General features: G+C 41.1%; 19 protein-coding genes. 8 read left to right on the top strand and 11 right to left on the bottom strand.

Annotation, left to right across the window (positions count from 1 at the left end):
* The first annotated feature begins 197 nt into the window (after positions 1-197).
* Positions 198-1,418 (top strand): hypothetical protein, encoded by a 1,221-nt coding sequence (locus B4A24_RS02140; RefSeq protein WP_293942087.1) that lies wholly within the window; start codon positions 198-200, stop codon positions 1,416-1,418.
* 125 nt (positions 1,419-1,543) lie between these two features.
* On the opposite strand, the gene lipB is transcribed toward B4A24_RS02140, so the two are convergent.
* The 10 genes from lipB to B4A24_RS23785 form a co-directional block, all read right to left on the bottom strand.
* Complete coding sequence (lipB, locus tag B4A24_RS02135) at positions 1,544-2,239, bottom strand: lipoyl(octanoyl) transferase LipB (protein ID WP_293942084.1); 696 nt, start codon at positions 2,237-2,239, stop codon at positions 1,544-1,546.
* 59 nt (positions 2,240-2,298) lie between these two features.
* A complete protein-coding gene (gene hflX, locus B4A24_RS02130) occupies positions 2,299-3,489 on the bottom strand; it encodes a GTPase HflX (RefSeq protein ID WP_293942081.1) in 1,191 nt (396 codons plus the stop codon).
* Positions 3,490-4,037: 548 nt separating this feature from the next.
* Positions 4,038-6,143: an ATP-dependent DNA helicase RecG gene (gene recG / locus B4A24_RS02125; protein ID WP_293942078.1), complete on the bottom strand. Its 2,106-nt coding sequence runs from the start codon at positions 6,141-6,143 to the stop codon at positions 4,038-4,040.
* 62 nt (positions 6,144-6,205) lie between these two features.
* The gene (locus B4A24_RS02120) at positions 6,206-6,631 is read right to left on the bottom strand and encodes a hypothetical protein (protein WP_293942075.1); all 426 of its coding nucleotides are present in this window, start codon (positions 6,629-6,631) and stop codon (positions 6,206-6,208) included.
* Positions 6,632-6,843: 212 nt separating this feature from the next.
* The gene (locus B4A24_RS02115; protein WP_293942073.1) at positions 6,844-8,514 is read right to left on the bottom strand and encodes a RagB/SusD family nutrient uptake outer membrane protein; all 1,671 of its coding nucleotides are present in this window, start codon (positions 8,512-8,514) and stop codon (positions 6,844-6,846) included.
* Positions 8,515-8,524: 10 nt separating this feature from the next.
* Positions 8,525-11,584: a SusC/RagA family TonB-linked outer membrane protein gene (locus B4A24_RS02110; RefSeq protein ID WP_293942070.1), complete on the bottom strand. Its 3,060-nt coding sequence runs from the start codon at positions 11,582-11,584 to the stop codon at positions 8,525-8,527.
* A gap of 414 nt (positions 11,585-11,998) precedes the next feature.
* On the bottom strand, positions 11,999-12,718 hold the full coding sequence (locus B4A24_RS02105) for a hypothetical protein (protein WP_293942067.1): 720 nt from the start codon (positions 12,716-12,718) through the stop codon (positions 11,999-12,001).
* Between the two features lie 59 nt (positions 12,719-12,777).
* The gene (locus B4A24_RS02100) at positions 12,778-13,701 is read right to left on the bottom strand and encodes an EamA family transporter (protein WP_293942065.1); all 924 of its coding nucleotides are present in this window, start codon (positions 13,699-13,701) and stop codon (positions 12,778-12,780) included.
* A 3-nt stretch (positions 13,702-13,704) separates the two neighbouring features.
* Positions 13,705-14,091, bottom strand: a complete 387-nt coding sequence (locus tag B4A24_RS02095; protein WP_293942062.1) for a RidA family protein — start codon at positions 14,089-14,091, stop codon at positions 13,705-13,707.
* A gap of 10 nt (positions 14,092-14,101) precedes the next feature.
* On the bottom strand, positions 14,102-14,233 hold the full coding sequence (locus B4A24_RS23785) for a DUF6728 family protein (protein ID WP_310446321.1): 132 nt from the start codon (positions 14,231-14,233) through the stop codon (positions 14,102-14,104).
* A gap of 143 nt (positions 14,234-14,376) precedes the next feature.
* On the opposite strand from B4A24_RS23785, the gene nagA reads away from it, so the two are divergent.
* From nagA to B4A24_RS02080, 3 genes are all read left to right on the top strand, one after another.
* Complete coding sequence (gene nagA, locus B4A24_RS02090) at positions 14,377-15,483, top strand: N-acetylglucosamine-6-phosphate deacetylase (RefSeq protein WP_293942059.1); 1,107 nt, start codon at positions 14,377-14,379, stop codon at positions 15,481-15,483.
* Between the two features lie 173 nt (positions 15,484-15,656).
* On the top strand, positions 15,657-17,279 hold the full coding sequence (locus B4A24_RS02085) for a glycoside hydrolase family 10 protein (RefSeq protein ID WP_293942056.1): 1,623 nt from the start codon (positions 15,657-15,659) through the stop codon (positions 17,277-17,279).
* 204 nt (positions 17,280-17,483) lie between these two features.
* Positions 17,484-18,038, top strand: coding sequence for an acyl-CoA thioesterase (locus B4A24_RS02080; RefSeq protein WP_293942053.1), 555 nt, complete (start codon positions 17,484-17,486; stop codon positions 18,036-18,038).
* On the opposite strand, the gene B4A24_RS02075 is transcribed toward B4A24_RS02080, so the two are convergent.
* Positions 18,035-18,709: a DUF6266 family protein gene (locus B4A24_RS02075; protein WP_293942050.1), complete on the bottom strand. Its 675-nt coding sequence runs from the start codon at positions 18,707-18,709 to the stop codon at positions 18,035-18,037. The two genes, B4A24_RS02080 and B4A24_RS02075, sit on opposite strands and share 4 nt — an antisense overlap.
* Before the next feature lie 593 nt (positions 18,710-19,302).
* Here B4A24_RS02075 and B4A24_RS02070 point away from each other — a divergent pair.
* The 4 genes from B4A24_RS02070 to B4A24_RS02055 all read left to right on the top strand — a co-directional run bounded on the left by B4A24_RS02070 (position 19,303) and on the right by B4A24_RS02055 (position 26,644).
* Positions 19,303-22,464 carry a SusC/RagA family TonB-linked outer membrane protein gene (locus tag B4A24_RS02070; protein WP_293942047.1) on the top strand — a complete coding sequence of 1,054 codons (3,162 nt, stop codon included), beginning with the start codon at positions 19,303-19,305 and terminating at the stop codon, positions 22,462-22,464.
* 12 nt (positions 22,465-22,476) lie between these two features.
* Complete coding sequence (locus tag B4A24_RS02065; RefSeq protein WP_293942044.1) at positions 22,477-24,267, top strand: SusD/RagB family nutrient-binding outer membrane lipoprotein; 1,791 nt, start codon at positions 22,477-22,479, stop codon at positions 24,265-24,267.
* A 51-nt stretch (positions 24,268-24,318) separates the two neighbouring features.
* Positions 24,319-24,966, top strand: a complete 648-nt coding sequence (locus B4A24_RS02060) for an N-acetylmuramoyl-L-alanine amidase (RefSeq protein ID WP_293942041.1) — start codon at positions 24,319-24,321, stop codon at positions 24,964-24,966.
* Between the two features lie 433 nt (positions 24,967-25,399).
* Positions 25,400-26,644, top strand: coding sequence for an exo-beta-N-acetylmuramidase NamZ family protein (locus B4A24_RS02055; RefSeq protein ID WP_293942038.1), 1,245 nt, complete (start codon positions 25,400-25,402; stop codon positions 26,642-26,644).
* Positions 26,645-26,709: the final 65 nt, after the last annotated feature.

Genomic DNA, 26,709 nt, shown 5'->3' with positions numbered 1-26,709 from the left:
AATTGGAGCAGATCTGCTCTTCATTTGCGAAATAGCTGATTACAGCGATTTCCTTGGCCTCCTTTTTGCCTATTTTTGTATAGAGAAAGTACATTAGCCGGTTGGCCTTATATGCTGAGATGTCCATAAGGTAGGGCGCTTCATTTTAATGCCTTGGTCAATGCTTATTTGCATCGTTATTAAAGAAATAAAGCTGTATGTTTAGAAAAGTATTACTCCTGTGCTGTATCCTATTCAGTTGTTTTGTGAACCGTAATATGGCGCAGCCTGCCGGTGAGCGACCTGTGTATACTTCCAAGTGGGGCTATCTCTACCGTGAAGCGGAAAATAAAAAGGACCGTCTGGGGGTATTTGCCACCGAGGCGGCTGTTTACCTAATCGATTCGACTCAAACCCATTATAAAGTGCAGGTCAATAACGGTGATATCGGCTTTATCGACCGGCAGCCGCTGAAGAAATTCATGGACGGAAAAAAATCAGCAGATGAACCTGCGCAGTATTTTTATCGGGGTGTCGAAGGGTATCAGTGCCCGCATTATTATGTACGGGTCGCCGAACTGCGTGTCCGTAAAGCACCGACCACAACAAGCCTTGCTGTTCGTCGCGCATCGCTCAATGAGCTGTTATGCATTGATTATGTTCCTTTATATACCGACGGTTGGGTGTATATCGGTGATCATTTTCATGAGAATCCTGAATATGTGCAATTGAAGTTCTTAGGCTCGGAACTGACCTACGATAAAGTGCTGGAAGATTATTTGGCGGTAAAGGGCAAGGATCAGGAAAAAGAACTGATGCAGGTGGGAAGATTGCGCGAGCTGGCCTGGAGAAGGGAGGAAAACCTGAAACAAGCCCTGTCCTATTGGAAGGAATCTTATGCCGCTTATGGGATCGAAAATTCGAAAGTCGATATTGATTTTGAATTGTTATTGGCGAGTAAATTGGATAAGAAGCCAGATTTTGAAGCATATGAAAGGAAAATGAAGACGCTGAACTTGCATTTTATCTGGAAAGGGGTATCACTCGTCGATGGAGAGATCAAGGATGCGCAGATGAACCAATTAAAGATGCAACGTGTATCAGATATACCGGATATGTCTGAATGTGGGTGGGAACCGCGTTATTTTTATAAAACCCCGAACATGATCGTGGCTTTTGAGGAGAATTATAAAAAGAAGATCGTCGGTACGGTCTATAAACTATATTTTACGGACGGTGAAATCTTAGCACTAGGGGATCAACGCATGGATGCCAACTACGACGAAAGGGATTTTATCCATCATTTTGGTGATATGATCTCTACGAATATGGTCGAAGAACCACATGTGTACCGTTTTCAAAATGGCGATGCAGGCCAACTGATCATCACCTTTAAAGATGGTAAACTGTTTCGTTATGACTGCATGTATTATTGTTAGCCGACCAGAACAAGATACTCAATAAAGCAATGTATTCTACAGGGCTTTTCTGTTCTTAAGCGCATTATAAACAAATAAGGACCTGCTCAATACAGGTCCTTATTTGTCTATATTATTTTCTGTTGCTATATTATTTTCATTTCAAAAAGTCTGGCAATGTGTCCACGAAGTTTTTCCTTTACTTCTTCCATATCAACTTCATGGCCAAGTTCACGTTTCAAGGAGGTCACGTCTTTGTCGTCTATACCACAGGGGATGATATTTTTAAAATAATCCAGGTCTGTATTGACGTTAAAGGCAAAGCCATGCATGGTGACCCAGCGTGAGGCACGTACGCCCATCGCGCAGATTTTGCGGGCTGTGGGCTTGTCCGGTTCGATCCAAACTCCCGTAAACCCGGGGTATCTCCCTGTCGAAACCCCATAATCGGCGCAGGTCAGGATAACCGCTTCTTCGAGTGTTCTTAAATAGAGGTGGATATCAGTAAAGAAATTGTCGAGATCCAGAATCGGATATCCCACAATCTGGCCCGGTCCATGGTAGGTGATGTCACCACCACGGTTGATCTTATAGAACTTCGCTTCTTTTTCTTCAAGACCTTTCTCATCCAGGAGCAGGTATTCTTCGTGCCCGCTTTTTCCTAAGGTATAGACATGGGGGTGGGCCGTGAAAATCAGATAATTTGGTGTGTCTGTCGTTGTCGCATTGACCCGATTGTCGTGTTTGACGTCTAATACGCCCTTGAAGATGGATTCCTGTCTGTCCCAGGCTTCCTGATAGTCTACAAGTCCCCAGTCTTGGAACTGCACCACTTTACTCATTGCTTATTTTATTTAAAGAAGCGGACCGTCTGAAACGATCCGCTATCATGTTTGTCAAATTAATACAACAGGTTGTTGTAGGGATAACGTTCATTATGCATCTTCACAATAATATCGTAAAGTTTTTGTTTGAACTCTTCAATATTAGTCTTGTTTGTTGCAGAAAGGAAGATCGCCGGATCGGAGTTTTTCGCCATCCATGAATTGCGGAAATCATCCAATGTAATTTCTACCTCTTCACCGTCATGTCCTTCTTCAACGGCTGGTTTATACAGGTCAATCTTGTTGAATACCGTAATAACGGGCTTATCTAAAGCTTTCAGATCTTTCAATGTTTCATTTACTGCCTGAATATGGTCCTCAAAGTTGGGATGTGAGATATCCACTACATGGATCAGCACATCTGCTTCTCTGACTTCGTCCAGCGTAGATTTGAAACACTCCACCAAGTGATGCGGTAATTTGCGGATAAAACCGACCGTATCAGACAGCAGGAACGGTAGGTTGTCGATAACGACTTTACGTACTGTCGTGTCCAATGTTGCGAAGAGTTTGTTCTCGATCAATACATCGGATTTGGAGATCATGTTCATGATCGTTGATTTGCCGACGTTCGTATAGCCCACCAGAGCTACACGGATCATTTCGCCACGGTTTTTGCGCTGGGTTTCATTTTGCTTGTCGATCGCCTTCAATCTTTCCTTGAACAGGGAAATTTTATCGAGGATAATCCGTCTATCCGTTTCGATCTGCGACTCACCGGGACCACGCATACCAATACCCCCGCGTTGACGCTCCAAGTGGGTCCACAGTCGGGTCAATCGTGGTAATAGGTATTGTAGCTGTGCCAGTTCTACCTGGGTTTTTGCCTGTGCGGTCTTTGCATGTCGGGCGAAGATATCCAGGATCAGATTGGAGCGGTCCAGGATTTTGCGTTTGAGCTCTTTCTCAATATTGCGCAATTGGGATGGGGATAACTCATCATCAAAGACAACAATGTCGATCTCTTCAGCTTCAACATAAGCTTTGATCTCTTCAAGCTTTCCGCTACCGACAAATGTTGCTCTATCGGGAAAAGCTAATTTCTGTGTAAACATTCCTTTGGTCTCGCCGCCGGCAGTCTGCACGAGAAATTCAAGTTCCTCCAAGTATTCCTTCGCTTTTGTTTCAGTCACGCCTTGTGGGATAACACTCACCAAGACGGCTGTTTCGGGTTTTATTGCTGTATCGTGTATTTTAATTCTGGCCATTTTGTACTATTAAGTATATTGTAGCGTATGGAGCGCGTCCGGCTATTCATTCATAGCGACCGTCTGTCTCTTATCATACTTCCACTTTTAATTTTTGTTTTGAAAAGATGAATTTAAGAAAAACCAATAAGTTTTTTGTGATTTGCTTACCAGGGCAACTCAAAATAAGTAAGCGGTCAGTCGCCATCTTTTGCCTAGTAAAAGAAGGGGATATTTTCTATATCATGTTCATAATGATGCAAAAATAAATAATTTTGATTTTATATACAAATGAATTGAACGCTGTTCGCCCATAAGTTATTTATGACGGTTTGTTTACTTTATTGATCATCGGGTCTCAGGGGGAATGGAACTCTAAAAAGTTGTATGTTACTTGGACGATGGTAGAGAATACCTTTGGTAGGTTCCTTGGATCTATTGGGATCTGGACCGCGTCAAATAGCTTATCGGATATTGACTGAGTGGTGAATGGCGTTGTCAGATGGATTGTGCCGAAGAGTTATCGTTCTAATTTTGAATTTGAGCGAGGCAATGCTGCCCGATGGTGATCAGGATATTTTGTCCCAGGCGATGCCATCTGTTTTTCTCGATAAAAAGCTACGAAGGAGGCGATTTTTGTCGCTCTGAAGCGTAGGGTCTTCTTTGAACAGGGCAATTACGGTATTTCTGCAATCGGTTAACAAGGCCTGATCTGTTGCCAGGTTGGCCATTTTAAGATCGAGTACACCGGATTGCTGTGTACCAGAGATATCACCTGGACCGCGTAGTTGCAGGTCAACTTCTGCAATCTCAAAGCCGTCGTTGGTACGTACCATGGTATCAAGCCGGAGACGTCCCTCTTTACTGAGCTTGTTGCCCGACATCAGAATACAAAAGGACTGTTCGGCTCCACGCCCCACACGTCCCCGTAATTGGTGCAGTTGGGAGAGACCAAACCGTTCGGAGTTTTCAATGACCATGACCGACGCATTCGGGACGTTGACGCCAACTTCAATCACCGTTGTTGCCACCATGATCTGTGTTTCATGCTTCACAAAGCGCTGCATCTCAAAATCCTTATCTTTTACGGGCATCTTGCCATGGACAATGCTGATCTTATATTGTGGGAGGGGAAATTCGCGTTGCAAATTCTCTAAGCCCGCTTCCAAATAGATCAGATCCAGCTTTTCACTTTCTTTGATCAACGGATAGACGAGATACACCTGTCTGCCTTTGGCGATTTCCTCCCGCATAAAGCCAAACATGCGCAGACGGGAGCTTTCAAAGAAGTGCACCGTCTTAATAGGCTTACGTCCGGCAGGAAGTTCGTCGATCACCGAAATGTCGAGGTCACCATACATGGTCATGGCTAGGGTCCGTGGAATGGGCGTGGCTGTCATGACGAGCATATGTGGTGGAATAACATTTTTGCGCCAGAGTTTTGCACGTTGCTCTACACCAAAGCGGTGCTGTTCATCAATAACGACGAAGCCAAGGTTTTTGAATTGTACTTTATCTTCGATCAGTGCATGGGTACCGATCAGGATATCGAGTGTGCCATCTTCGAGGGCTTGATGGATCAGCCGACGTTCTTTGGTGCTGGTCGATCCGGTGAGCAGTTTGATGCTGACCAGATCATCACCGATGAGCTGTTTGAGCCCATGGTAATGTTGTGTGGCTAAGATCTCTGTCGGTGCCATCATACAGGCCTGGAAGCCATTGTCGACAGCGAGAAGCATACTCATTAGGGCAACAACAGTCTTGCCGGAGCCCACATCGCCCTGCACGAGACGGTTCATCTGCGCGCCGGTATTGGTATCGATACGGATTTCTTTAACAACGCGTTTCTGCGCACCCGTCAACGGAAATGGAAGCCGTTCATTAAAAAAAGTATTGAACTTTTCGCCCACTTTATTGAAGCGTTGTCCCCTGAATTTCTGCGTATTCAACTGTTTATTGTTGAGCAGCTTGAGCTGGATGAAAAACAGTTCTTCAAATTTGATCCGTTTGATCGCCTGATTCAATTCCTTCTGGTTGCTCGGAAAATGAATGGAAGCTAGCGCCTGCTGACGAGAAATTAACTCATGTTTTGCCAGTATCTCCTGGGGAATCGTTTCATCGATACTCCGAAATACGGTTTCCAATGCCGTCTGTTGCAAGCGTTGAATGCCCTTGGTGTCCAGATTGAATTTTTTGAGTTTTTCAGTAGAAGAGTAGACTGGCTGTAAGCTCATGTTGCCCGCCTGTTTGACCTGGGGATTATACAGGTCCATTTCGGGGTGGGTAATGGACAGCTGCCCATTGAATTCGCTGGGTTTGCCATAGATAATATAGGCCGAACCTACCTTCAATGATTTTTGGAGCCAGGGAATGGACTGGAACCAGACAAGTTCCATGGAACCCGTTTCATCTTTGAATGAGCCGACGAGGCGTTTGGTTCTTTTTTCTCCTACCAGCTGTAGTGAAACCAGACGCCCTAAGACCTGTGCCGCCATCATATCGGGATGCAGCTTCCGTATCTTGTGGAATTCTGTTCGGTCGATATAACGGAAGGGGTATTGAGTCAAAAGGTCGCCAATGGTAAACACCTGCAACTCTTTTTTGAGCACATCTGCCTTTTGGGGACCAACACCTTTGAGGTATTCTATTGGGGTAATTAAACTTAATTCAGCCATTTTTCTCGAATGGCTAAAATACGAAAAATTTAATTTTTTAGGGTTTATCCGCGCTACAAGTGCTAGTTTGTCTGAGGATCTTCATATTTAATTGCAGCTTTTCCTTCCTTACAGATAATATCTAATGGTTTTTGATAGGGGGTGCAATTTATTCGTGGAGCCATCATGGGCTGATATATCTCCATCAACTTATTGTAGTCATTGATCATGTTTTGTAAGGTCATCTTGTCAACTGAACGATGGTAAGGGATATGACTGGTTCCACATACGGTTTGGATGTCTATTATTTTCCAATCTTCTGGATCAGTACATTCTTTTGGGCTGGCTAGCGCTATAATTTCACTGTATTTTTCATTTGAAAGCGTTTCTAGTTCTTTCTCAGTCTTTTCTTTATAAGGATTTTCAAGATGGGATTCCGATTTACAGACGACAAAGAGCATGGTACATGCGAGCAGGGACGTGATACCTAGGACGGACAGATTTTTCATAATTGCGTGTTTGGTTTAGTAATAGAACGGACAATTTTAATCGATTGCTACATCACTATCTTGAAATTTCTCTATAGTGTGATTTTTATGTAATATAGCTGATTTGAACGAAAGAATAGTGACCCCTTTCAATGTAATAGGTTAAAAACGACCAAAAAAAAAGCGGCTTAACTTTGTCGTTAAGCCGCCTTCGCATAGCGAAAAAATCAGTGTTAGAAATTTCCTTTCGCTACATCCCACCAAAGTCGGGTGCCACCATTGTCAGGACCACCTAACAGGGAAATTGCGGTTTGCACTTCGGCTGCGTTTGTATTGTATTCATTCTGAGGGAACGGTAAACGACGGATTTGTATTTTGGTATCAATCAGTCCACCGCTGTTGTTTACTACGACAGGAAATAAGCGTGGGTAGCCTGTACGACGGAATTCACTCCATGCTTCCTGCCCCTCTGGGAAGATGGCTAGCCATTTTTGCGTGATAATGCGTTCCAATTTTTCTTCGTTAGATGCACTTTCATTCCATTTGATTGTCAAGGAACTCGGCGAATCAGCATTGTTTTCTGCATTGAAAGGATCTACATAGGCAGCTGCTTTACTTGTATTGTCATTGAGGTAAGTGCTTGCTCCTGCTGTTACCCCCCACTGAGTGAAAGATGTCTCTACACCTTTTTCATACAGGGATTGTGCTGTTCCACCCGCGTTGTTCCACCCTCTAAGAGCTGCTTCAGCGCGAAGGAAGTAAACCTCTGCGGCAGTCATCAATATAGGAGCTGTTGTTGCAACAAAAGTTGGTGTTGTACCTTCTGTATTCAAAGCCGATAGCTTTTGGTATTTATCCTTTTCGATACCTTCAGCACCTGTACGAATTCCGATGTATTTACCAGCGAAAGCTGTTGTTGTCGCATCTTTAGCCACGGGAGCCATATATTTGGAAATACGTGGATCCTTTAACCCAACCATATACGACGAAAGTGTTGCATTGATACGCGTATCAGCCCAGTTTTTAGAAATAAACCAAAGCGGGTTGCTATAGGTCCCGTCTGCTGGAACTGTGATCTTAAAGTTGTCGCTATTACTCTCCATTACACCTCCGTTGGCAGGATCCAACGCTTTTTCAGCTTGTGTTTTTGCTAATGCTGCATCAACTTTTACCAAGCGCATTGCCAAACGTAGACGCAATGAATTGGCAATTTTTAACCAATTTTTAAAACGGACCTGATTATCGGAATTAGGAAATACAAGATCGATCTGGTCAATTTTAGCAGCCATTGGACTATCCGCTTTGTACGATTTTAATGCTGTTACAGCCTCGTCGAGCTCTTTGAAGAAAGCTGCATATACATCGGATTGTTTGTCGTATGGTACAGTGTTGGAGGTACCTACTTTACTATAAGGAATAGGACCATAGATATCTGTAACACGGCTGGCAGCTGCTACTTTGATGACCAATGTCGAACCCCATAATGCTGGATATGTTTCTGCAAGTCCATTGCCTTTTAACTTTTCAATGGATTTGATAACGTTAAGATATAATACCTGGAAAGGTTCGCCATTCCATCCATTAACCATCGCATAATTCAGGTTGTTCTGGCCACTATTAAAAGGTGTAGGGGACATGAAAAAGCCTGAGAAAACATCTGCATTTAGGTTTTGTTGGACCTGATAAGAGTTCGGGTCTCCGGCGCCTGAAAAGTTATAGATTGACATCTGGGCATTTTTTAGAAAAAGTACAAGATCTTGTCCATCACCTTTTAGATCTTCATCGGTCAATCCAATATTGTTCTTGTTGTAATCTTCAAAATTCTTTGTGCAACTGGTCATTATTCCGCCAAGGAGTAAAATTGCAAGTGAGAATTTGGATATATGTTTGCTATTAAATTTCATTGTTGATCGTTTAGAAAGTTGCATTTAATGTAAGTCCGTAGTTACGGGTTGCAGGCATCATAAAGATATCTACACCGCTTAACGCATTTCCTGTTGACATGGTTACTTCTGGGTCGAAAGGAGCTTTTTTCGAAATGTAGAATAGGTTTCTTCCCACAGCATTTACACGCAGTTTTTTGAAGAAGCTATCTTTGATGTTGAAGTCATAACCGAAAGTCAATTCGCGTAATCTCACAACCGTTCCATCATAAATATATTGGCTGCTGACTGGACCTATACCGCCAGTTGAGGTATACCATTTCTCCGCATCCACGACAGAAACAGGGGTTCCATTTGGTGTGACACCGTTTACAGAAACACCTCCATTTGCACGGGCCGCTCCACTTGCTTCAGATACTCCGTAGCCATCCATCACAGACTGTGTAATTGACATGACATCATAATTAAACTTTCCGTCAATCAAGAAACTTAAATTGAAATTTTTGTAATTGAAACTGTTATTCCAGCCCATTTGCCAAATTGGATTTGAATTCCCTAATTTAGTGTATGCGCTTGTTTTCTGAGGGATGCCGTCTTCTGAAATAATAATTCTCCCTTGGTCATCACGAACAAAATCCTGTCCATAGATATCACCAAAAGAACCTCCCACTTCAAGTTTGGAAGCAAAGTTGTTTTGATTTTCACCTGTTAGATTAAATTCAGGAACAGCATCTGCTAGTTTTTTTATTTTGTTTTTGTTGTAAGTGAAGTTAATACTTGTTGTCCATTTGAAATCGTCATTTCTGATGGCATCCAAAGAAACCAATGCTTCAACTCCTTGGTTTTGGATGTCACCAGCATTAATAGCATATTGTTTGTTTAATGATGCCTGGCTTGCGGCGACTTTAAAGAATTGATTCGTCGTGTTTGTTTTGTAGTAAGTTACATCAACATTCAAACGGTTGTTCCACATACGCCATTCTGTCCCGATTTCAAAAGATTTCGTTTTTTCAGGTTTTAATGTTTTTAAGAAGGCAATATCGTTCACTGTCAATACAGCGTATGGATTCACTGTATTTGTTAATAAGCTCGTGTAAGGAGGTAAGTCATTACCCACTACCGCATACGAACCACGGACCTTGGCCATATTGACAAATTCAGGTAAGTTTAATTTATCGTTCAATACGATGCCCAATCCTGCAGATGGATAGAAGAAAGATTTGGTTCCTGTGAATGCTAATGTACTCGACCAGTCATTTCTAGCGGTCAGATCTAAATAGATCCAGTTGTCGTAAGCTAAGTTTGCAGATGCAAATACCGATTGCAGCTGTCTCCGGTTAGCGGATAATGTCGAAGTGACAGGTGTTGTTGTGTTTTGAATAAAGAATTGATTCGGGATTTTTAATCCATCAATACCTGTATTAAAATCTACACCTTCGGTTTTCCAGTCAGTGATGCTTGTTCCGACCAATCCAGTGATCTGAAATTTATCGCTGACATTAAAGTTCATATTGGCAACGACATCACCGTATTGCTGTGTAATGGTGGTATTTGTATAATTATAGTTACCATTTGCTTTTCCTAAAGGATTTGGCGTGCTCGCATAAACTTTGCGGTCCCAAACCTCTGAAGTGCGGTCGACACTTCCTCTAGCCTGAATGCTAATCCATGGGGCTACCTTATATTTTGCACTACCATTTAAAAGCAAACGGTTTCGGGTTGAGCGTGTCGGGTTCCTATTGACGATCCACCATGGATTTTGTTGTGTTGTAGGACTATCACTTAGGCTGAACCAGTTTTGTTCATTAAGGTTGCGGCTTGTATTGAACGTTTCGTAATTTTTGTAATCTACGATATTTAGGCTACGAGGTAATAGATAGGTTCCAACCAATGGATTGTAATAAAAACCTGAAGAAGGCGCATTATCCAATTTTTGGGTAATGTAGTTGGCGCTACCTTCAACGGTCAACTTATCATCGAAGAATGTAGCACTTTCTTTGAGATTGAAGTTGTGACGCATCAGGTCATTTTCAGGGAGTATACCTTTTGCAAGGGTGTTGGCATAAGAAAAGTAAGTCTGATTTTTTTCGTTACCTCCAGATAATGTCAATGAATTGGTGAAGTTGCTCCCTGTGCGGAAAAATTCACCTAGATTATCATAGTTGGTGCCATTGGTTTTGTCACCCCAGCTGAATACACTGGTATTACTGTTCTTGCCACCTGAACCTTGGCCATATTGATTTTGGAATTTAGGCGTGGATACAGCTTGTTCTATCTGTGCACTTGAAGAAAAATTAATCGTTGTGCGGCCTTGTTTACCTGATTTTGTTGTCACCAAGATAACTCCATTGGCTGCTTGGCTACCATATAAGGCTGCAGCGGATGCCCCCTTTAATACAGAGATATTTTCGATATCTTCTGGGTTGATCAATGAAATAGGGTCACCGCCGTCACGCTGTCCTCCAAAGACGTTGTCTGGCTGGCTTGCCAATGTCTGGTTGTTGATCGGGACACCATCGACAACATATAATACTTGGTTGTTGCCGGAAGCCGATTTATTACCACGTAAAATGACTTTCGCGGAACCACCTGGTCCTGATGAGCTGGAAGCAATATTGACCCCTGCTACCTTACCGTTCAAGTTGTTGGCTAAGTTGGTACTTTTTACCTTGTTCAGTTCATCCCCGTTGACCTGTTGGGTAGAGTAAGTCAATGATTTCTGTGCACGGCTGATACCAAGAGCGGTAACAACAACACTTTCAAGCTGACGGGTCTGTTCATCCATGCTTACGGTAACTGTTGTTTCGCCTGGTCCAAGTGTGACCGTTTTATTTTCGTAGCCAATCGTGCTGATATTCAGAACACGATTTTTATCGTCTACATTGATTTGGAATGCTCCTTTGCTATCTGTAGAACTAGCTGTTGATGTGCCTAGTACTTTGATAGTAGCACCCACAAGTGGAGCTTTCGTTTTAGCATCGACAACCGTCCCTTTCACTTGGCTGCTTTGCGCATGAAGTAAAGATGCCGAAAAGAGCATTGTCGGAACAATACTCAACATCCTTAGTGTAGTGTATAATTTGTTATTCATATAGTATATGTGTTATATTCAGTTTTATATACATATTTTTCATAACAGTAGATTTTTTCCACGGTAATGGGCTAATTCCATTTAGCATGTCGGTTAGGAAAAACGTATTGAATATGACTGGAAAGCAAAATCAGTGATTATTGTATGCTATTCAATACTGAAGTGATAGGAGCAAAAGGGGGTGTGATTCCCCTTAAATTGAGCACTAATTTACTACTGTTGATGAAAAATCAAAAATTTTGGGAAACAAAGTTGATACAAATGCCTAGGTATTCTGGTTAAGTTGTTGATTTTTAATTAAATGTGTTTTGTCATTTTTTGTTCCTTGCTGGAAATGTATCTTCCTTTGAAAGGAAAAGTGAATAATCTGGCTTATCACCATNNATGGTGATAAGCCAGATTATTTATAAAGATTTAATTCCAGGTGTAGTTGACCTTTGGTTTTCCGTTTTCACAGGTCAGCGATTTAAAACTTGGTGTAGGACCTTGTGTACAAGCTGGAGACTCTAAAGAGGATAGCCTGAGGTAGAGCGCATTGTAAAGGCTCACTGTTTTTTTTATTTCACTGTAATCATTAGCTCGTGAAAAGGGCAAATAGGTAGTATAGCATCCCGGAATGGGGGTTACGTCCCACTTGTCCGTGCCGGTGCAGGTCAGCTTATTTTGATAATCGTCCATCTTCTTCTTAAGATCAGGCAAGAGTTCGCGGCATTTTTCGGCGGTGAGATCTTGTACAAAAATTAATTTGGCTTTTTGATTCTCAACAACTAATTCCAGAGGGGAATAATCATACCAATAGTAGTCATCACACGGCTCATAAATAATACCTTCCGTGATTCCGGCATCAAATTCTTTTTTTACAAGATCCCGATATTCCTGCCACAGCTTGTCAAAATCCTTTTCAAGCGACTTGTGCATGGCAAAATAGCTTTCGCCACACCAGTAATTTTGCACTTTTTTTACATACCATTCTTCCTTGTCTATGGCTTTTTTAGAAGTGATTAACTGTTCGATTTCCGTTCGTTTTTTTGCGGCTAATTCTTCCCAATATCCCGATGAAAGGCTCTCTTTTTTACAGGAAATCAAAGCGATGAACAAAAACAGCGCAATGTACAATAACTTGTCATGTTTCATGATTTGTATTTAATTGATTAGTTATTTATGATATAAATACGTCTGCACTGTCGGTTTCGCTACAGCTTTGTAGAATTTTTCCTGGTCTGGCGGAAATTGCTACTATTAAAAAGAACGATCGCAACCAGTATTATACCGTAAGCCAGATACTTGACGAAGGGAACAGGTTCCTGAAAATAGGTTGCTGCCAAGGTGAAGGCAATGATTGGATTGATGTATAGCAATACACCTGTGGTGGTAGAGGAAATACCAATCAAAGCGTACATACTCAGAAATAGTGGAATAATGGTGAATATAACTGCAATCAGCATGATTGTACCCCAGAAGACAGGATCTGTAGGGATCTCATGATGATTATAGATCAATTTGGGGATAACAAATAGTGCACAGATAGTCAATTGCACAACCAACAGGTTGAGTTTATTAAAACCTGTGGCTATGCGCTGTATGATAAGATAGAATGCATAACAAGTGGCGATAGTGACTGCCCATAAAACATCATTCAGCGATCCTTTGGCCAGCAGACAGACACTGCCAAAGGCAATGAGGAGAGCCACCTTCTGAATCGGGCGCAGTTCTTCTTTTAAGATGAAATAGGCTGCTGCTGCGGTAATCAAGGGGCAAGTCAGATAGGCGAGAGCTGCAGACTGGATACTGATATGGTTGACGGCATAAATATAGGTGAACCAGTTGCCGAAGATCAACAGGGAAGCAAGGACAATCAGGACCGTCTGCTTAATTTTACCATTTTTCGATAGATCTCTAAATTTCTGAATGTCTGAGCGCAACGTTTTCCGTTGGAACAGCAAGAGATAGAGCCAAAGTACAGCTAAGGCCGTAACTATTCTAAAATATAGAATGTCCTCGGCAGGGTATTCCCGTATCCAGCGGACGGGGATGGACATGAAACCCCAAATGAAGGGAGCCAAAAAAGCCGCGAAAAGATATTTTCCGCGGCTTACTGTTTCGTTGTTATTTTCCACGGATTAATCTTTCCAGGCAATGACCGAAATCTCGACATTGACATTCTTTGGCAAGGTCTTCACAGCTACACATTCACGTGCCGGTTGGGCTTCCTTGAAATATTCGGCATAAACGTCGTTCACTAGGCTAAAGTTGCCCATGTCGCTTAAAAAGATTGATGCCTTGACCACATCCTGAAATGTGTATCCAGCATGCGTTAAAATGGCTCCGACATTTTTCAACACCTGATGAGCTTCATCTTTTACGCCCGATGAGATCAGCTCCATTGTCTCTGGGACAAGTGGAATCTGTCCGGAAACATAAAGGGTATTGCCGGCTTTAATTGCTTGGTTATAGGGGCCTATTGCCGCAGGAGCTTTGTCTGTGTTGAAGATCTCTTTTTTTGACATGGTTGCTTGTTTAGGATGAAAAAAATATTTTGTAGATCAACCCCAATAAAAAGACAATAATGGCCGTTGCATTAATGATATGCATGGCTTTAATGCTGCCATTTGTAGGGCGATCGGCATTGCGCTTTCTGAAAAAGTACATGGAACTAAGTTACAACAGTAAATTAAAAAGTTAAAATTAAAAAGCAAAAATTTTGGGATAACGAAGACACAAATCCTAACTTTAGCTGAGGAAGTGTGATGAATTGTGCCGTCAGACCGGATAACATGTAATAATTATTTTTAATGAAAAAAACAGCATTGATTGGCGGTAAGATCTATACCGGTAGTGAAATTATGGAACAGCGGGCGTTGCTTCTGGATGAAGGAAAAATTGTTGGTATCGTCGACGAGCAGGATCTCCCAGAAGGATATCAGCTCCTTGATGTCAAAGGAACCAATATTTGTGCGGGCTTAGTCGACCTGCAATTGTATGGTGATGGTTCGGATTTGTATTCTGCCGAACTTACCTTGGACTCTTTGGAACGGATCTCCAACGGATTGATTGATAAAGGGACGACTTCCTATATGATGACTTTGGCAACAAATACGATTCAAGTATTCAAAGAAGCCATTCGTATCGCTGAGGACTATCATCATGATGCCTTTTTAGGCCTGCATCTAGAGGGTCCCTTTCTGAATGCAAAAAAACGGGGAGCTCATCCTGAAGAACTGATTATAACGCCAACAAAGGAAAGGATAAAAGATCTGCTGCAGGGAAATAAAGTTGTCAAAATGATGACCATTGCCCCTGAATGTTTTTCGGACGAGGTGCTGACGTATTTGCAAGGTTATCAGCTGCTGCTCAGTGCGGGGCATAGTAATGCTACTTTCGAGGGAGGAACACATGGTTACGATTCGGGAATTCCAACGAGTACCCATCTGTTCAATGCCATGTCGCCGCTGCATCATCGCGAAGTAGGTTTGGTCGGTGCTATTTTTAATCATAGCAAGGCCTGTGCGAGCATCATTGTGGATGGACATCATGTCAGCTTTGAAGCTGTAAAAATCGCCAAACGGCAAATGGGCGAGCGTTTGTTTATGATTACCGATGCGGTTGCGGCATGTACTAAAGGGATCTATCAGCATGTCTTGAATGATGGCTATTACGCCTTGCCGGACGGAACCATTTCAGGTGCGGCAATTTCCCTATTTGAAGGAATCAGAAACTGTGTGGAACATGTCGGGATTCCCCTGGATGAGGCAATCCGGATGTCTACGACTTATCCAGCTAAGCTATTGCAACGAAGCGATATTGGGAATTTAAATCCAGGAAGCATTGCTAACATCATTGTATTTACGGATGACCTCAAGCTCGAGCATGTTATCTTTAAAGGAGAACTACGTTATTGATCTGAAGATTCGCATAGCTTGCTTTGCAGTCTTATGAGCAACTATATGCAGTGTCTTTTCATTGGACCGAAATATATTTTTAAAACGGATGAGCAATCGCTAAATTTCTTTTCTATTGAAATTTAGCTTAGTTTTGGGATTAGTTTGAAAAAAACACAATATTCTATAGCTTGATGAAACGTTCCTTATTATTTTTAACTACGGCACTCTTTCTTTTGTCTTCTTGTTCTTCCAAGAAAAATAAAAAACAAGAACCTGTGAATACGAATACCAATGTTGAAATTGTAAAAAAAGATCCCCCTTCAGTTCCGAAGAGAGAGCGGATGAAAAATACGATAGAAACAAAAGAACAGCCGACGGTTGAAAAAAAGAAGGATATCGTTGTTGATCTTCCACCCGTGCCCCGTGAGTTTCGTGCGGCCTGGGTTGCTTCTGTAGCCAACATCAACTGGCCGAGCAAAAATAATCTCAGTACTGCCGAACAGCAGCAAGAAGCGATTGGTATCCTCGACTTTTTGAAGAAGAATAATTTCAATGCAGTTATCTTTCAGGTGCGCCCTTCGGCAGATGCTTTTTATAAGAGTGATCTTGAACCCTGGTCTTATTTTTTGACAGGAACGGAAGGCCAAGCTCCCTCACCCTATTATGATCCACTTGATTTTTGGGTTGAGCAGGCACACAAGCGGGGAATTGAACTCCATGTTTGGTTGAATCCTTATCGTGCTCATCATACTGCTGGTGGGGCTGTAACATCGGCTTCGATGGCGCGTAAAATGCCAGAGTCTGTGGTTAAGCTAAAACAGGGTTATTACTGGTTTGATCCATCCAAACAATCGACGCAAGAACATGCGGCACATGTTGTGATGGATATCGTTAAGCGTTATGATATTGACGGGGTGCATTTCGACGATTATTTTTATCCCTATGCCGAATATAATGGTGGACAAGATTTTCCGGATTCGGACAGCTATAATGAGTTTAAACGCAACGGTGGAACCTTGTCACGTGGTGATTTTAGAAGAAACAGTGTAAACACCTTTATTGAGCGTATCTATAAGGATATAAAAAGGGAAAAAAACTTTGTGAAATTCGGTATTAGCCCTTTTGGAATTTGGAAGCCGGGATATCCTGCTGGAATTCAGGGATCGAGTCAATATGATATGTTATATGCGGATGCTAAATTGTGGTTGAATAAAGGCTGGATTGATTATTTTGCGCCACAGCTTTATTGGCCTATCCAACCTGTGAAACAAAGCTATACGGCTTTATTAAAATGGTGGGAAAGTGAGAATACAATGGGGCGGCATCTTTGGCCGGGTATTAATACAGTCGGAAGACGAGGCCCTGAATATGTGAAGGAGATTGTGAATCAGGTTGCCGCAGCACGTAATATTTTGCCGGATAACCGCGATGGCGTCATCCATTGGAGTTTGGCCGGACTGACCAAAAATCCAGCAATGACTCAGGCGCTTGTGGAGGGTCCTTATCAATCTAAAGCCTTGGTTCCGCCAAGTCCATGGCTCAATGCTAATCCTTTGCTGAAGCCCACTTTACTATTGACGCCACAAGGAAATAATATGTTCTTAAAATGGCAACATCAGCAAATTGACCAGGTCGCACAATGGGTGTTATACCTGAATTATGGTGGCGAATGGAAATATGAGATCTTGGAACCCGGAGTTACGACGAAAGATGTACCGACGGCATTGAATAATAAAAAATTGCAGTATGTTGCGGTAAAGGCTATTGATCGTTTGAGCAATGAAAGTCCTTATATCGCTGAAAAAATCAAATAAAGAGTTTTTGTACTATTTGGAAAAGGGGTATCTGACATTTCGGATATCCCTTTTGCTTTTTTTAGATCTTACTATTCGTCTGAGATATGCTTCTATACCGAATGGCAGAACGAATTTGTCTTTTTTAGATCACAAAAGACCGTATTTGCTGAAACAGACTGATTTTGTTTTGATTTTTGGCCTGTCCAGAGTAAATTTAGGGATATGGAAGAGATTTATAAAACCGTTAGTGAGTCGGTGATCCGAATATCACAGTTGATGTTACCATCTAATGCTAATTTTGGAGGAAAGATCCATGGGGGATATATTTTGTCTTTGATGGATCAAATAGCTTTTGCGGTAGCATCTAAGTTTTCGGCACATTATTGCGTCACAGCTTCTGTTGGCAAGGTTGATTTTTTGAAACCAATTGAAGTAGGAGAGCTGGTTACGTTAATTGCTTCGGTTAACTATGTCGGTAATTCATCGATGGAAGTGGGAATCCGTGTGGAGGCCATGAATATTCAGACAGGTGAAACAAAGCATTGTAACTCCTCTTATTTTACCATGGTTGCCAAGGATGAAACCGGTAAACCTGCCCGGGTACCGCGGTTGATTCTGGAGACTGAAAAGGATGTGTTCCGATTTTATCGCTGTGTTGTCAAGATGGAGGTGGACAAGGAGCGTGATCGTGCTATTCATGATCTGGAGACAGATTCTGTCGAGCAACAGGCCTATATTAAAAAACATTATGATGTTAAGATTAACTTGGCTCCTTAGGTTTGTATCTTCTGCCATTCGAAGGTGCCAAGATATTTACTGTCTGTACATTCATTACTTCCATTTGTTTTATAGAAATATACATAGATGTGGTATGTTCCGATATGTTGGGTTTCGCTTAACTCGACAGATTGCGACTTATGCTTGAGGATGTTGCGGCTTTCATTTGCAAAGACATTGCTTATTAGCATCTCCTCAGCATTATACAAAACGATCTGGCAACTACTTGAGTCCTGATGGTACTGTGTAGCAATATTTGCATCGTATTCCCATGAGAGTGTAAATGTGCCGTTCTTCCTATCAAGGTCAAACATGAAGGATGTAATGGGATTGGGAGACCCTTTACTTACGCGAAAATCCTCATAATTGATCCTATAACCATTTGCTGTTTTTTCTGTGCCATTGTTAAGGTTATAGGACATTGCATTACTATGTGCCTTTTTACTAGGATTATAATTTTTAAATCCAATCCTTATAAAGGGGAGTATCGGTGACATGAATTTTTGAATAATGGAAAATCGCGAACGTGCCACAACCTGCTCAGAAGTGGGCTTTTTGCTGGTTTTCTTTGGTAAACCTCTTGCGTAAGTTGTGTTCCCATTTGTAACGAAAACAACTGAACCAGCTTTACCCGAAAGCGTGCCGTTCGCTCCGTTTTTAATAATTGCCATAATTTAAGTTTATTGTATTTATTTCTGCTTAAGGTACAAAATAAATACATGTTTATCAATACTATAACTTCTACAATAATACAAATCTTGCAGGGATATATAACGGAGATTACACAAACCTTAAACGGTTATAACCGTTTGAGCACCGAATAATAACCGTATCAGCACCGAACAAGCACCGTATAATTGTAGAAATTAATTAGTTTTTTGTATTAAATAATAAGCGTTTCGTGCATTAGTATGGCTTTTTTGTTTGTGGAGTTTGCTGTTTCATTAGGTTTTACTTGATATATGCATTCAATATGCGATTTAAATGGGGTTTAAGCGAAGTCAGATTAGATGAAAATGCTGTTTAATTCTAATTTGGCTTTAAATTTTGCTGATACATGCGTTTTTGTATTGCTTATGCGATCTGTTTTTGGGTTAATTTATGTCGAATCGTGCGTTAATATTTTTATTTTTATTTCTTTTTCAAATAATTACGCATAAACTTGCATAAATACTTCTCTTTTTATAGTATTGTAATATAATTGGTGTAGACCTCGGGTTGGAATCTCCCGTTATGATCAGTTATTAACAACTAACTAAATACCATGAATAAAAAATTACTCTTAATCTGCTCAGGAGTGATGCTATCTACCAGTTTATGGGCACAGACCAAAACAGTTACTGGTAAAGTAACGAATGCCTCAGATGGTGGATCGATGGCAAATGTTACGGTAAGCATCAAAGGTAAACCTGTCAGTACACAAACTAATCCAGATGGAAGTTTCACAATTAAAGCCGAGTCCGGAGATATTTTAATTTTTAGGGCTGTTGGTTCTAAAGAAAGGCAGCAACTCGTAGGCTCGGATGCTACAATCAATATTTCTCTTGCTGGTAGCGAGGAAGCTCTTGAGGAGGTTGTTGTGACAGCGATGGGGATTAAAAAAGAGAAGAAAGCCTTAGGTTATGCTGTTCAGGATATCAAGTCTGATGAATTGATGAAGAATAAGACTGCCAATGTGGTTAACTCATTGGCGGGCAAGATAGCCGGTGTCAACGTAACGCAGGCTTCGGGCTCAGCGGGGGCTGGAGCACAAATTATCTTACGTGGGGGTACATCTTTAGAGCGGGATAATCAACCCCTGTTTGTTGTAGATGGGGTAATCTATGATAACTCTACAGTTATCGGAGGAAATAGTGCATTCGATGGGGCACAAGCTACAGCAACTTCCAATAGTAACCGTGTGATGGATATTAATCCAGAAGATATTGATAATGTCTCGGTATTGAAAGGACCTGCGGCGGCGGCATTATATGGGTCGCGAGCGGCGGCGGGAGCTATTATTATTACTACAAAAAAAGGACGGGAAGGTCGTACTGAAATTGGTTTTTCAAGTAGATTTTCTAATAACTGGGTGAATCGGTTGCCCGAACAACAGGGGAAATACAAACGTGGTTACTACAATAGTGCCGGTGTGCTGGATGATTATACTACTCAATCCTGGGGTGAAAAGTTTGGGAGTAATGATGTTGTCTATAATAACGTGAAAGATTTTTTTCAACATTCAACAGTATTTGATAATTCTGTCAATTTGTCGGGTGGTAATAAAAATGGTTCATTTTATCTTTCCGGTTCCCGCTTTGATCAAAAGGGAATCGTGCCCAACACGAGCTTTGACAAAACAACTTTTCGCTTTAATGGGGACCAGAAATTTGGTAAACTGACGGTGGGTGCCAATGTAGGATATTCGCTAGCAAACACAGATAAAACCCTGACTTCTGCCGGTCTATGGGGATCAGGCGGCACAGGTGCCATGGAGTCTCTCTACAGCTGGTCGCGAAGCGACAATATGAAAAAATACCTCAACGATGATGGGACAAAATATCGGATGTTTGAAGGGCGTCAGCCTTTGGAAGACGATATTGAGAACCCTTATTGGACAATCAACAAAAATATACTAGGAGATAATACCGAACGTATTACCGGAAGCATCAATGCTACAATGCCTATTTTTGACTGGTGGAACCTGACCTATCGTGTGGGGATGGATAGTTACCTTACAAAAAACTCAACGATTATCGGTGAAGGAGGTGCGATCAAAAAACCATGGCAACAGGGGATGATGTCAGAAAGTGATTTTAAATACAACTATTGGTCCTCCAATATCATGTCCAATTTTAATAAAAAAGTAGGCGATTTTGATTTAGGGGCTTTAATCGGATTTTTCTCTGAACAAACAAAGACGACGACAAATCGTCGTATGGGATACCATTTTGAGGTTGATAATTTTTATAGCTTTGAAAATATTGCGGCCGCTAATAAGCAATTTTCGGTAAACAATACAAAAAAGCGTCTTTTTGGTTTGTATAGTGAGCTAAGGGCTTCATATAAAAACATGTTGTTCTTGAATGTAACCGGAAGAAATGACTGGACTTCGACACTACCTGTAGACAATAGATCTTATTTTTATCCATCTATTGGAGGTAGTTTCGTGTTTACTGAGTTGATGAAGGATAATCGTCCTGATTGGTTGGACTTTGGTAAATTACGAGCCTCATGGGCCCGCGTGGGAAAAGATGCTAACCCTTATGTGACAAACACTTATCTTTGGCGGCCAGTTGAATATTTAGGAGGAATAGTTGGAGCGGGAAATAATTGGCAGAAAGGCAATCCATTTTTAAAACCTGAAACAACAGGTTCGTTTGAAGTAGGTGCTGAATTGCGCTTCTTTAAAGGGCGATTGGGTGTGGATTATGCCTATTATACCAACAACTCCTATAACCAGATCTTATCTCCTCGTTTGGGACAGTCAACAGGTTATATTTTTATTTCACTCAATGGCGGTGATATATATAATAAGGGAATGGAATTGTCTTTGACAGGTAAGCCAATTGTTAAGAACGATTTTGTGTGGGAATCGACCTTGAATATGTCCAGAAATAAAGGAACTGTAGATAATCTGTTGGCAGGTGTAAATATTTTGTATGTGACAGATGTTCAGGTTGGTAATGCGAAAGCAGCATCTTTTAACGGCGGAAATTTTATGGCGATTTCGGGCTCAAAATGGACACGCACTCCAGATGGGAAAGTCGTTTTGGATGCCAATACAGGTATGCCGACGAGTGATAACCAAACGACTTATGATATTGGAAATCGTGAGCCTAAGTTGACCGGCGGATTTAATAATAGTTTGACCTATAAAAACTTTAACCTTTCCTTCTTATTTGATTTTCGTATAGGTGGAGATATTTACAACGGTACAGATTATGCCATGACAATTAATGGTATGAGTAAGCGCACGGAGGATCGGGATAAGTTGATATTATCTGGGGCTATCCGTAATGGTGGAACCAATGAGTCTCCAGTTTTTGAAGATAAAACGTTTACGTTTATGGCAGATCAAATGTATGATATTAAAGGTGTGCCAACGAGCGGTAAAAAAATTATCCAAGATTATTGGAGTGATTTTTATGCTCGCGAGAGTGCTAACTTCATGGTGAATACTAACTGGTTGAGATTGCGCAATATTTCAGTCGCCTATAATTTTTCGGATGGTGTTTTGAAAAATGCTGGTATTTCAAAAGTAGTTAAAGGCTTAACAGCTACATTAACAGGTACGAACCTTTGGTTATTGACAAATTATAAGGGGCTTGATCCTGAAGCGTCGGCAGCGGGATCTGGTGTGGCAGGTTCCAGTTCGGTCGGCATAGATTACAATGGTGTACCAAGTACAGCAGGTGTTATGTTTGGTTTAAATTTTAGATTTTAAGATAGAAAAGTTATGAATAGCTATAAAAAAATACTTTCGTTTCTGTTGGTTCTCACTTTGTTTTCTTCATGTAGTAAAGGTTGGTTAGATATCAATGTTGACCCCAATACACCGTCGAGTACAGTGGCTTCAGTGCAAAGTCGATTAGCTTGGATACAGCATTATTACTTATATGCGCAAGGAACGGCGGGTACACGAGCAGGATTTGTGACCCAGCAACTGACGTTTGTCAATAGCACGAGTTCAAATAGTCTGGTTGCCGGGTGGAACCCCGCAGCAGGCATGTCGACAACGCCGTATCAGTTTTTCTTTGTTGGTGCAGGAGCTAATTTTAAAGACCTGGAAGATAAAGCTACTGCAGAAAGTGCTTACCATTATCTAGGTGCACTGCATGCTATTAAAGCAATGGGGTTTATGCTCATGGCGGACTGGTACGGAGAAATGCCTTATACCGAAGCCTTAAGTACCATTATTACGCCAAAATTTGATAACGGCAAGGTAATCTTTGAAGGTTGCTTGGCAGATATTGACAAAGCTATTGAATATTTTAGTATGGCTCAGCCGAATACGGCGGCTCCGTTGTCTGCAGGTGATAGTTGGAATGGAGGGGATGTTAATAAATGGTTGAAAATGTGCTATGGGCTGAAAGCACGATGGTTAAATAACCTTTCAAAAAAGAGTGCTTTATACAAACCAGATGAGATCTTGGCAGCATTAAATAAGGCTCCATTAGCAATCGGCGAAAGTACCGTAGTTTCCCATATGGACGATGCTACGGATAATATTGGCGATATTCTGTTTGCGGATCCCGTAAAAACATCCATTGTGTTCAATAATGCAGGTATGAATATGAATACTTTACTAACAAAATGGTATGTCGATCTGTTGACTAACTTTGATAATAAAGGTATTGAAGACCCACGCGCAGATAAGTTAATTCCTTGGGCGGAATTTGGTTATCCTAAGGAGCTCGTTCGGTCAAAAGGGGTTGATATGTTGTCAAAAATCCGTATGGAATCAGGGCCTATAACACCTTCTTTTAACGAGAAAGATGAGGAAATCGAAAGTAATGGACGCAAAGTGGCGCCGCATTCTTGGTACATAAATACAGCGAACACTGCGCGTTGGGGAGATACCGTTTATGTTTCAATTAAAAGCAGCTCTAAAGGATATGATAGCGATAAGTCTGATATTGCGAGATGGAAGGATTCGCCGGAAGAGGGAGGCGGGACGATCGCAGCTTCCGGAACTTTTTATTCTCGTCCAGATGCACCGACTCATTTAGTTGCTTATCCAGAAATGTGTTTTATAAAAGCGGAGGTTTTGTTCAATAAAGGAGACAAAGCTGGTGCTTTTAACGCGTATAAAGAGGGAATTAAAGCACATATAGATTTAATGAATGCCAAATTAAACACTTACGGAAATGTTAATGTGAGTAAATCCCCGATGGACCAAACTAAAATTGATAATTTCCTTAATAAAGGTATTGGCACTGCTGGAGATATCACACTGGCAAAAATTATGATGCAGAAATTTATTGCCCTATCATTCTCACAACAGAATTGGAACGATATGCGTCGTTATGATTTCAGTAATTCCGTGTATCCGGGTTGGGCTGTGCCTTACGAATATACAGTAACCGCCGCCGCTCAGACGAAAATACCAATCGGAAAACAGTTTAGAAGAGTACGTCAGGTTTCTCACGAAATCAATTATAATTCAGATAATCTGAAAGCATCTCATCCAAATGCGCTAAATGACGATATATGGTCATTCCCGGTTTGGTGGGATACCAAAGAATAGTTTAAATTTGAAAGCCGCAACAGCGGCTTTCTTCATATAATATTTTTCGTAATGAAATACTTAATAAAATTTTTCTTTGTCGTACTTCCATTTTCGCTTTTCGCCCAATCACCCACGATTGTCCAAAAGCCAATCACTTGGAATCAAGAACGTATACAATTGTCCCTGGATTATTTGAAGAATAGACATGGGTTAAGCCAAGCTACGCCAACTATTCATCCTAAAATAGTTGTGGTGCATTGGACTGCAAACAACAGTGTAAAAGCAACATTCAATACTTTCAATCCGGTGAAACTGCCGGGAAGACCTGAACTGACGAAAGCCAGTGCCCTGAATGTTTCTTCTCAATTTGTCATTGATCGCGATGGAACAATCTATCAATTTTTGCCCGATACCGTTTTTGCCCGACATACTATTGGACTCAACTACTGTGCGATCGGTATCGAGAATATAGGTAGCCGTCAGAATCCCTTGACTGATGCCCAATTAAATGCAAATGAAGAACTTATTCGTTACCTCAGTAAGATGTATCCCATTGAATATGTGATCGGTCATCATGAGTACCAGCGCTTTAAAAAGACTGCCTTATGGAAGGAAACTGATCCGAAATATATCACAGGTAAAGATGATCCGGGGGATAAGTTTATGCAGCGATTGAGAAAACATCTTGCTGATCTTAAATTAAACCCTCTGCCTTAATTTGACTTTCTCTTATAAAATCGGATTTTATAAGCTGTTTGCTTTTTTTTGCGCAAACAGTGAGGGCATGTGCTTAATGTGACAGCTTTATTATATACTTTGCAGGTTTGCCGTGTCATGCTGTATTGTTAACGAGTTGTTAAATATTAATCTTGCTATTTTTTTCTGTTGTTTTATATATAGATAATTAAATAATGTATCGCATTTAATTGTCTGTATATAAGGCTTGTATGTCTTTAAGATTGATTTTTTTTTGCTTTCCAAGTTGCGGATTTAACACTCTTTTTTTTATTATTTGTAAGTGTTCACTTACTTTCTTTTGCGTTTTTATAAGGAATTTTGTTTTAAAAACGAAAACTTCTACTTACTTTTATTCTGATTTTCAATTATTCATGCATAAAACTGCATTTATGTGTGAGCAAATAGTCTATTTATGATGAAATATACCTTACTAACGTTAACCTGTGTGGTTGCTCTTCTTTCTCTAGCCTCTTGTGGTCAAACACGAAGATCTGTTCAGGTGGGTAAAAACAATACGATCGGCGCTGTGAAAGATATTGCTGGTGTTGCTATTACTCCCGGAGCTGATCAATTATCGTCTTATTTACCGCAGCTAAAAGGCAAGAAAGTTGGTATTATGGGGAATCAAACTTCCATCGTGGGGGTGGATAAAAGGCACTTAGTGGATGTTCTGCTTGAAAATAAAGTGGATCTGAAGTTTGCCTTTGCTCCAGAGCATGGTTTTCGTGGTAATGTTGAACGTGGAGAGAAATTTAGTAATGACATAGATCGCAAAACGGGCTTGCCTTTGTTTACGCTGTATGGAGGAAATAAAAAACAAGATTCGATTGTCAATTCCATTGATGTGATGATTTTTGACTTACAAGATGTTGGTGCGCGTTTCTATACGTATATTACCTCACTACATCGAGTTATGGAGTTATGCGCAAAGCACAATAAAAAACTCATTGTGCTGGATCGCCCCAATCCAAATGGTGACCAGGTGGATGGGCCTGTGCGGCACGACGATAAATTCAAGTCTGATGTTTCCTGGCATAAAATCGCAATGATCCATGGGTTAACGATCGGTGAACTCGCGCAGATGATCAATGGGGAAAAATGGTTAGAGAATGGGCGTCAGGCTAACCTAGAGATCATAAAAGTTCAAAACTGGGATCATAAGAAGATGTATGACTTGCCGGTAATTCCATCTCCGAGTTTGCCTAATCAACTTTCCGTGCGTCTGTATCTGTCTTTATGCTTGTTTGAAGGTACTGATATCTCGGTAGGCCGCGGTACTGACTGGCCTTTCCAGGTTCTCGGGTATACAAATCCAGTGTATGGATCTTTTACGTTTACGCCTGGTGAACGTCACGGTATGTCAAAACATGTGGAAGGAAAAGGAGTCAAAAATTATGGTATAGATCTACGTGAGCTGAATCCTGATGAGCAAAAATTCACACTAAAATATCTTTTAGACTTCTATCAGAAAACACCCGACAAAGCAACTTTTTTTGCGAGACCTGAGTTTTTTGACAAGCTGGCTGGTACAGACCAACTGCGCAAGCAAATTATTGCGGGGGAGTCTGAATTGCGGATCCGGGATTCTTGGGCTGCGGACTTAAAGGTTTACAAGCAAATGCGTAAAAAGTACCTGCTATACAACGATTTTGAATGAGGTATGGCAAACAATGCTAACGAATAACTAACAATACTAACTAGAATCATTTATTTTTAAAACTC

The sequence above is a fragment of the Sphingobacterium sp. UBA7249 genome (assembly GCF_002472835.1).
Lineage (GTDB): Bacteria > Bacteroidota > Bacteroidia > Sphingobacteriales > Sphingobacteriaceae > Sphingobacterium > Sphingobacterium prati.
Note: the sequence above shows the minus strand (reverse complement) of the source record. Positions and strands in the feature narration are given on the sequence as shown.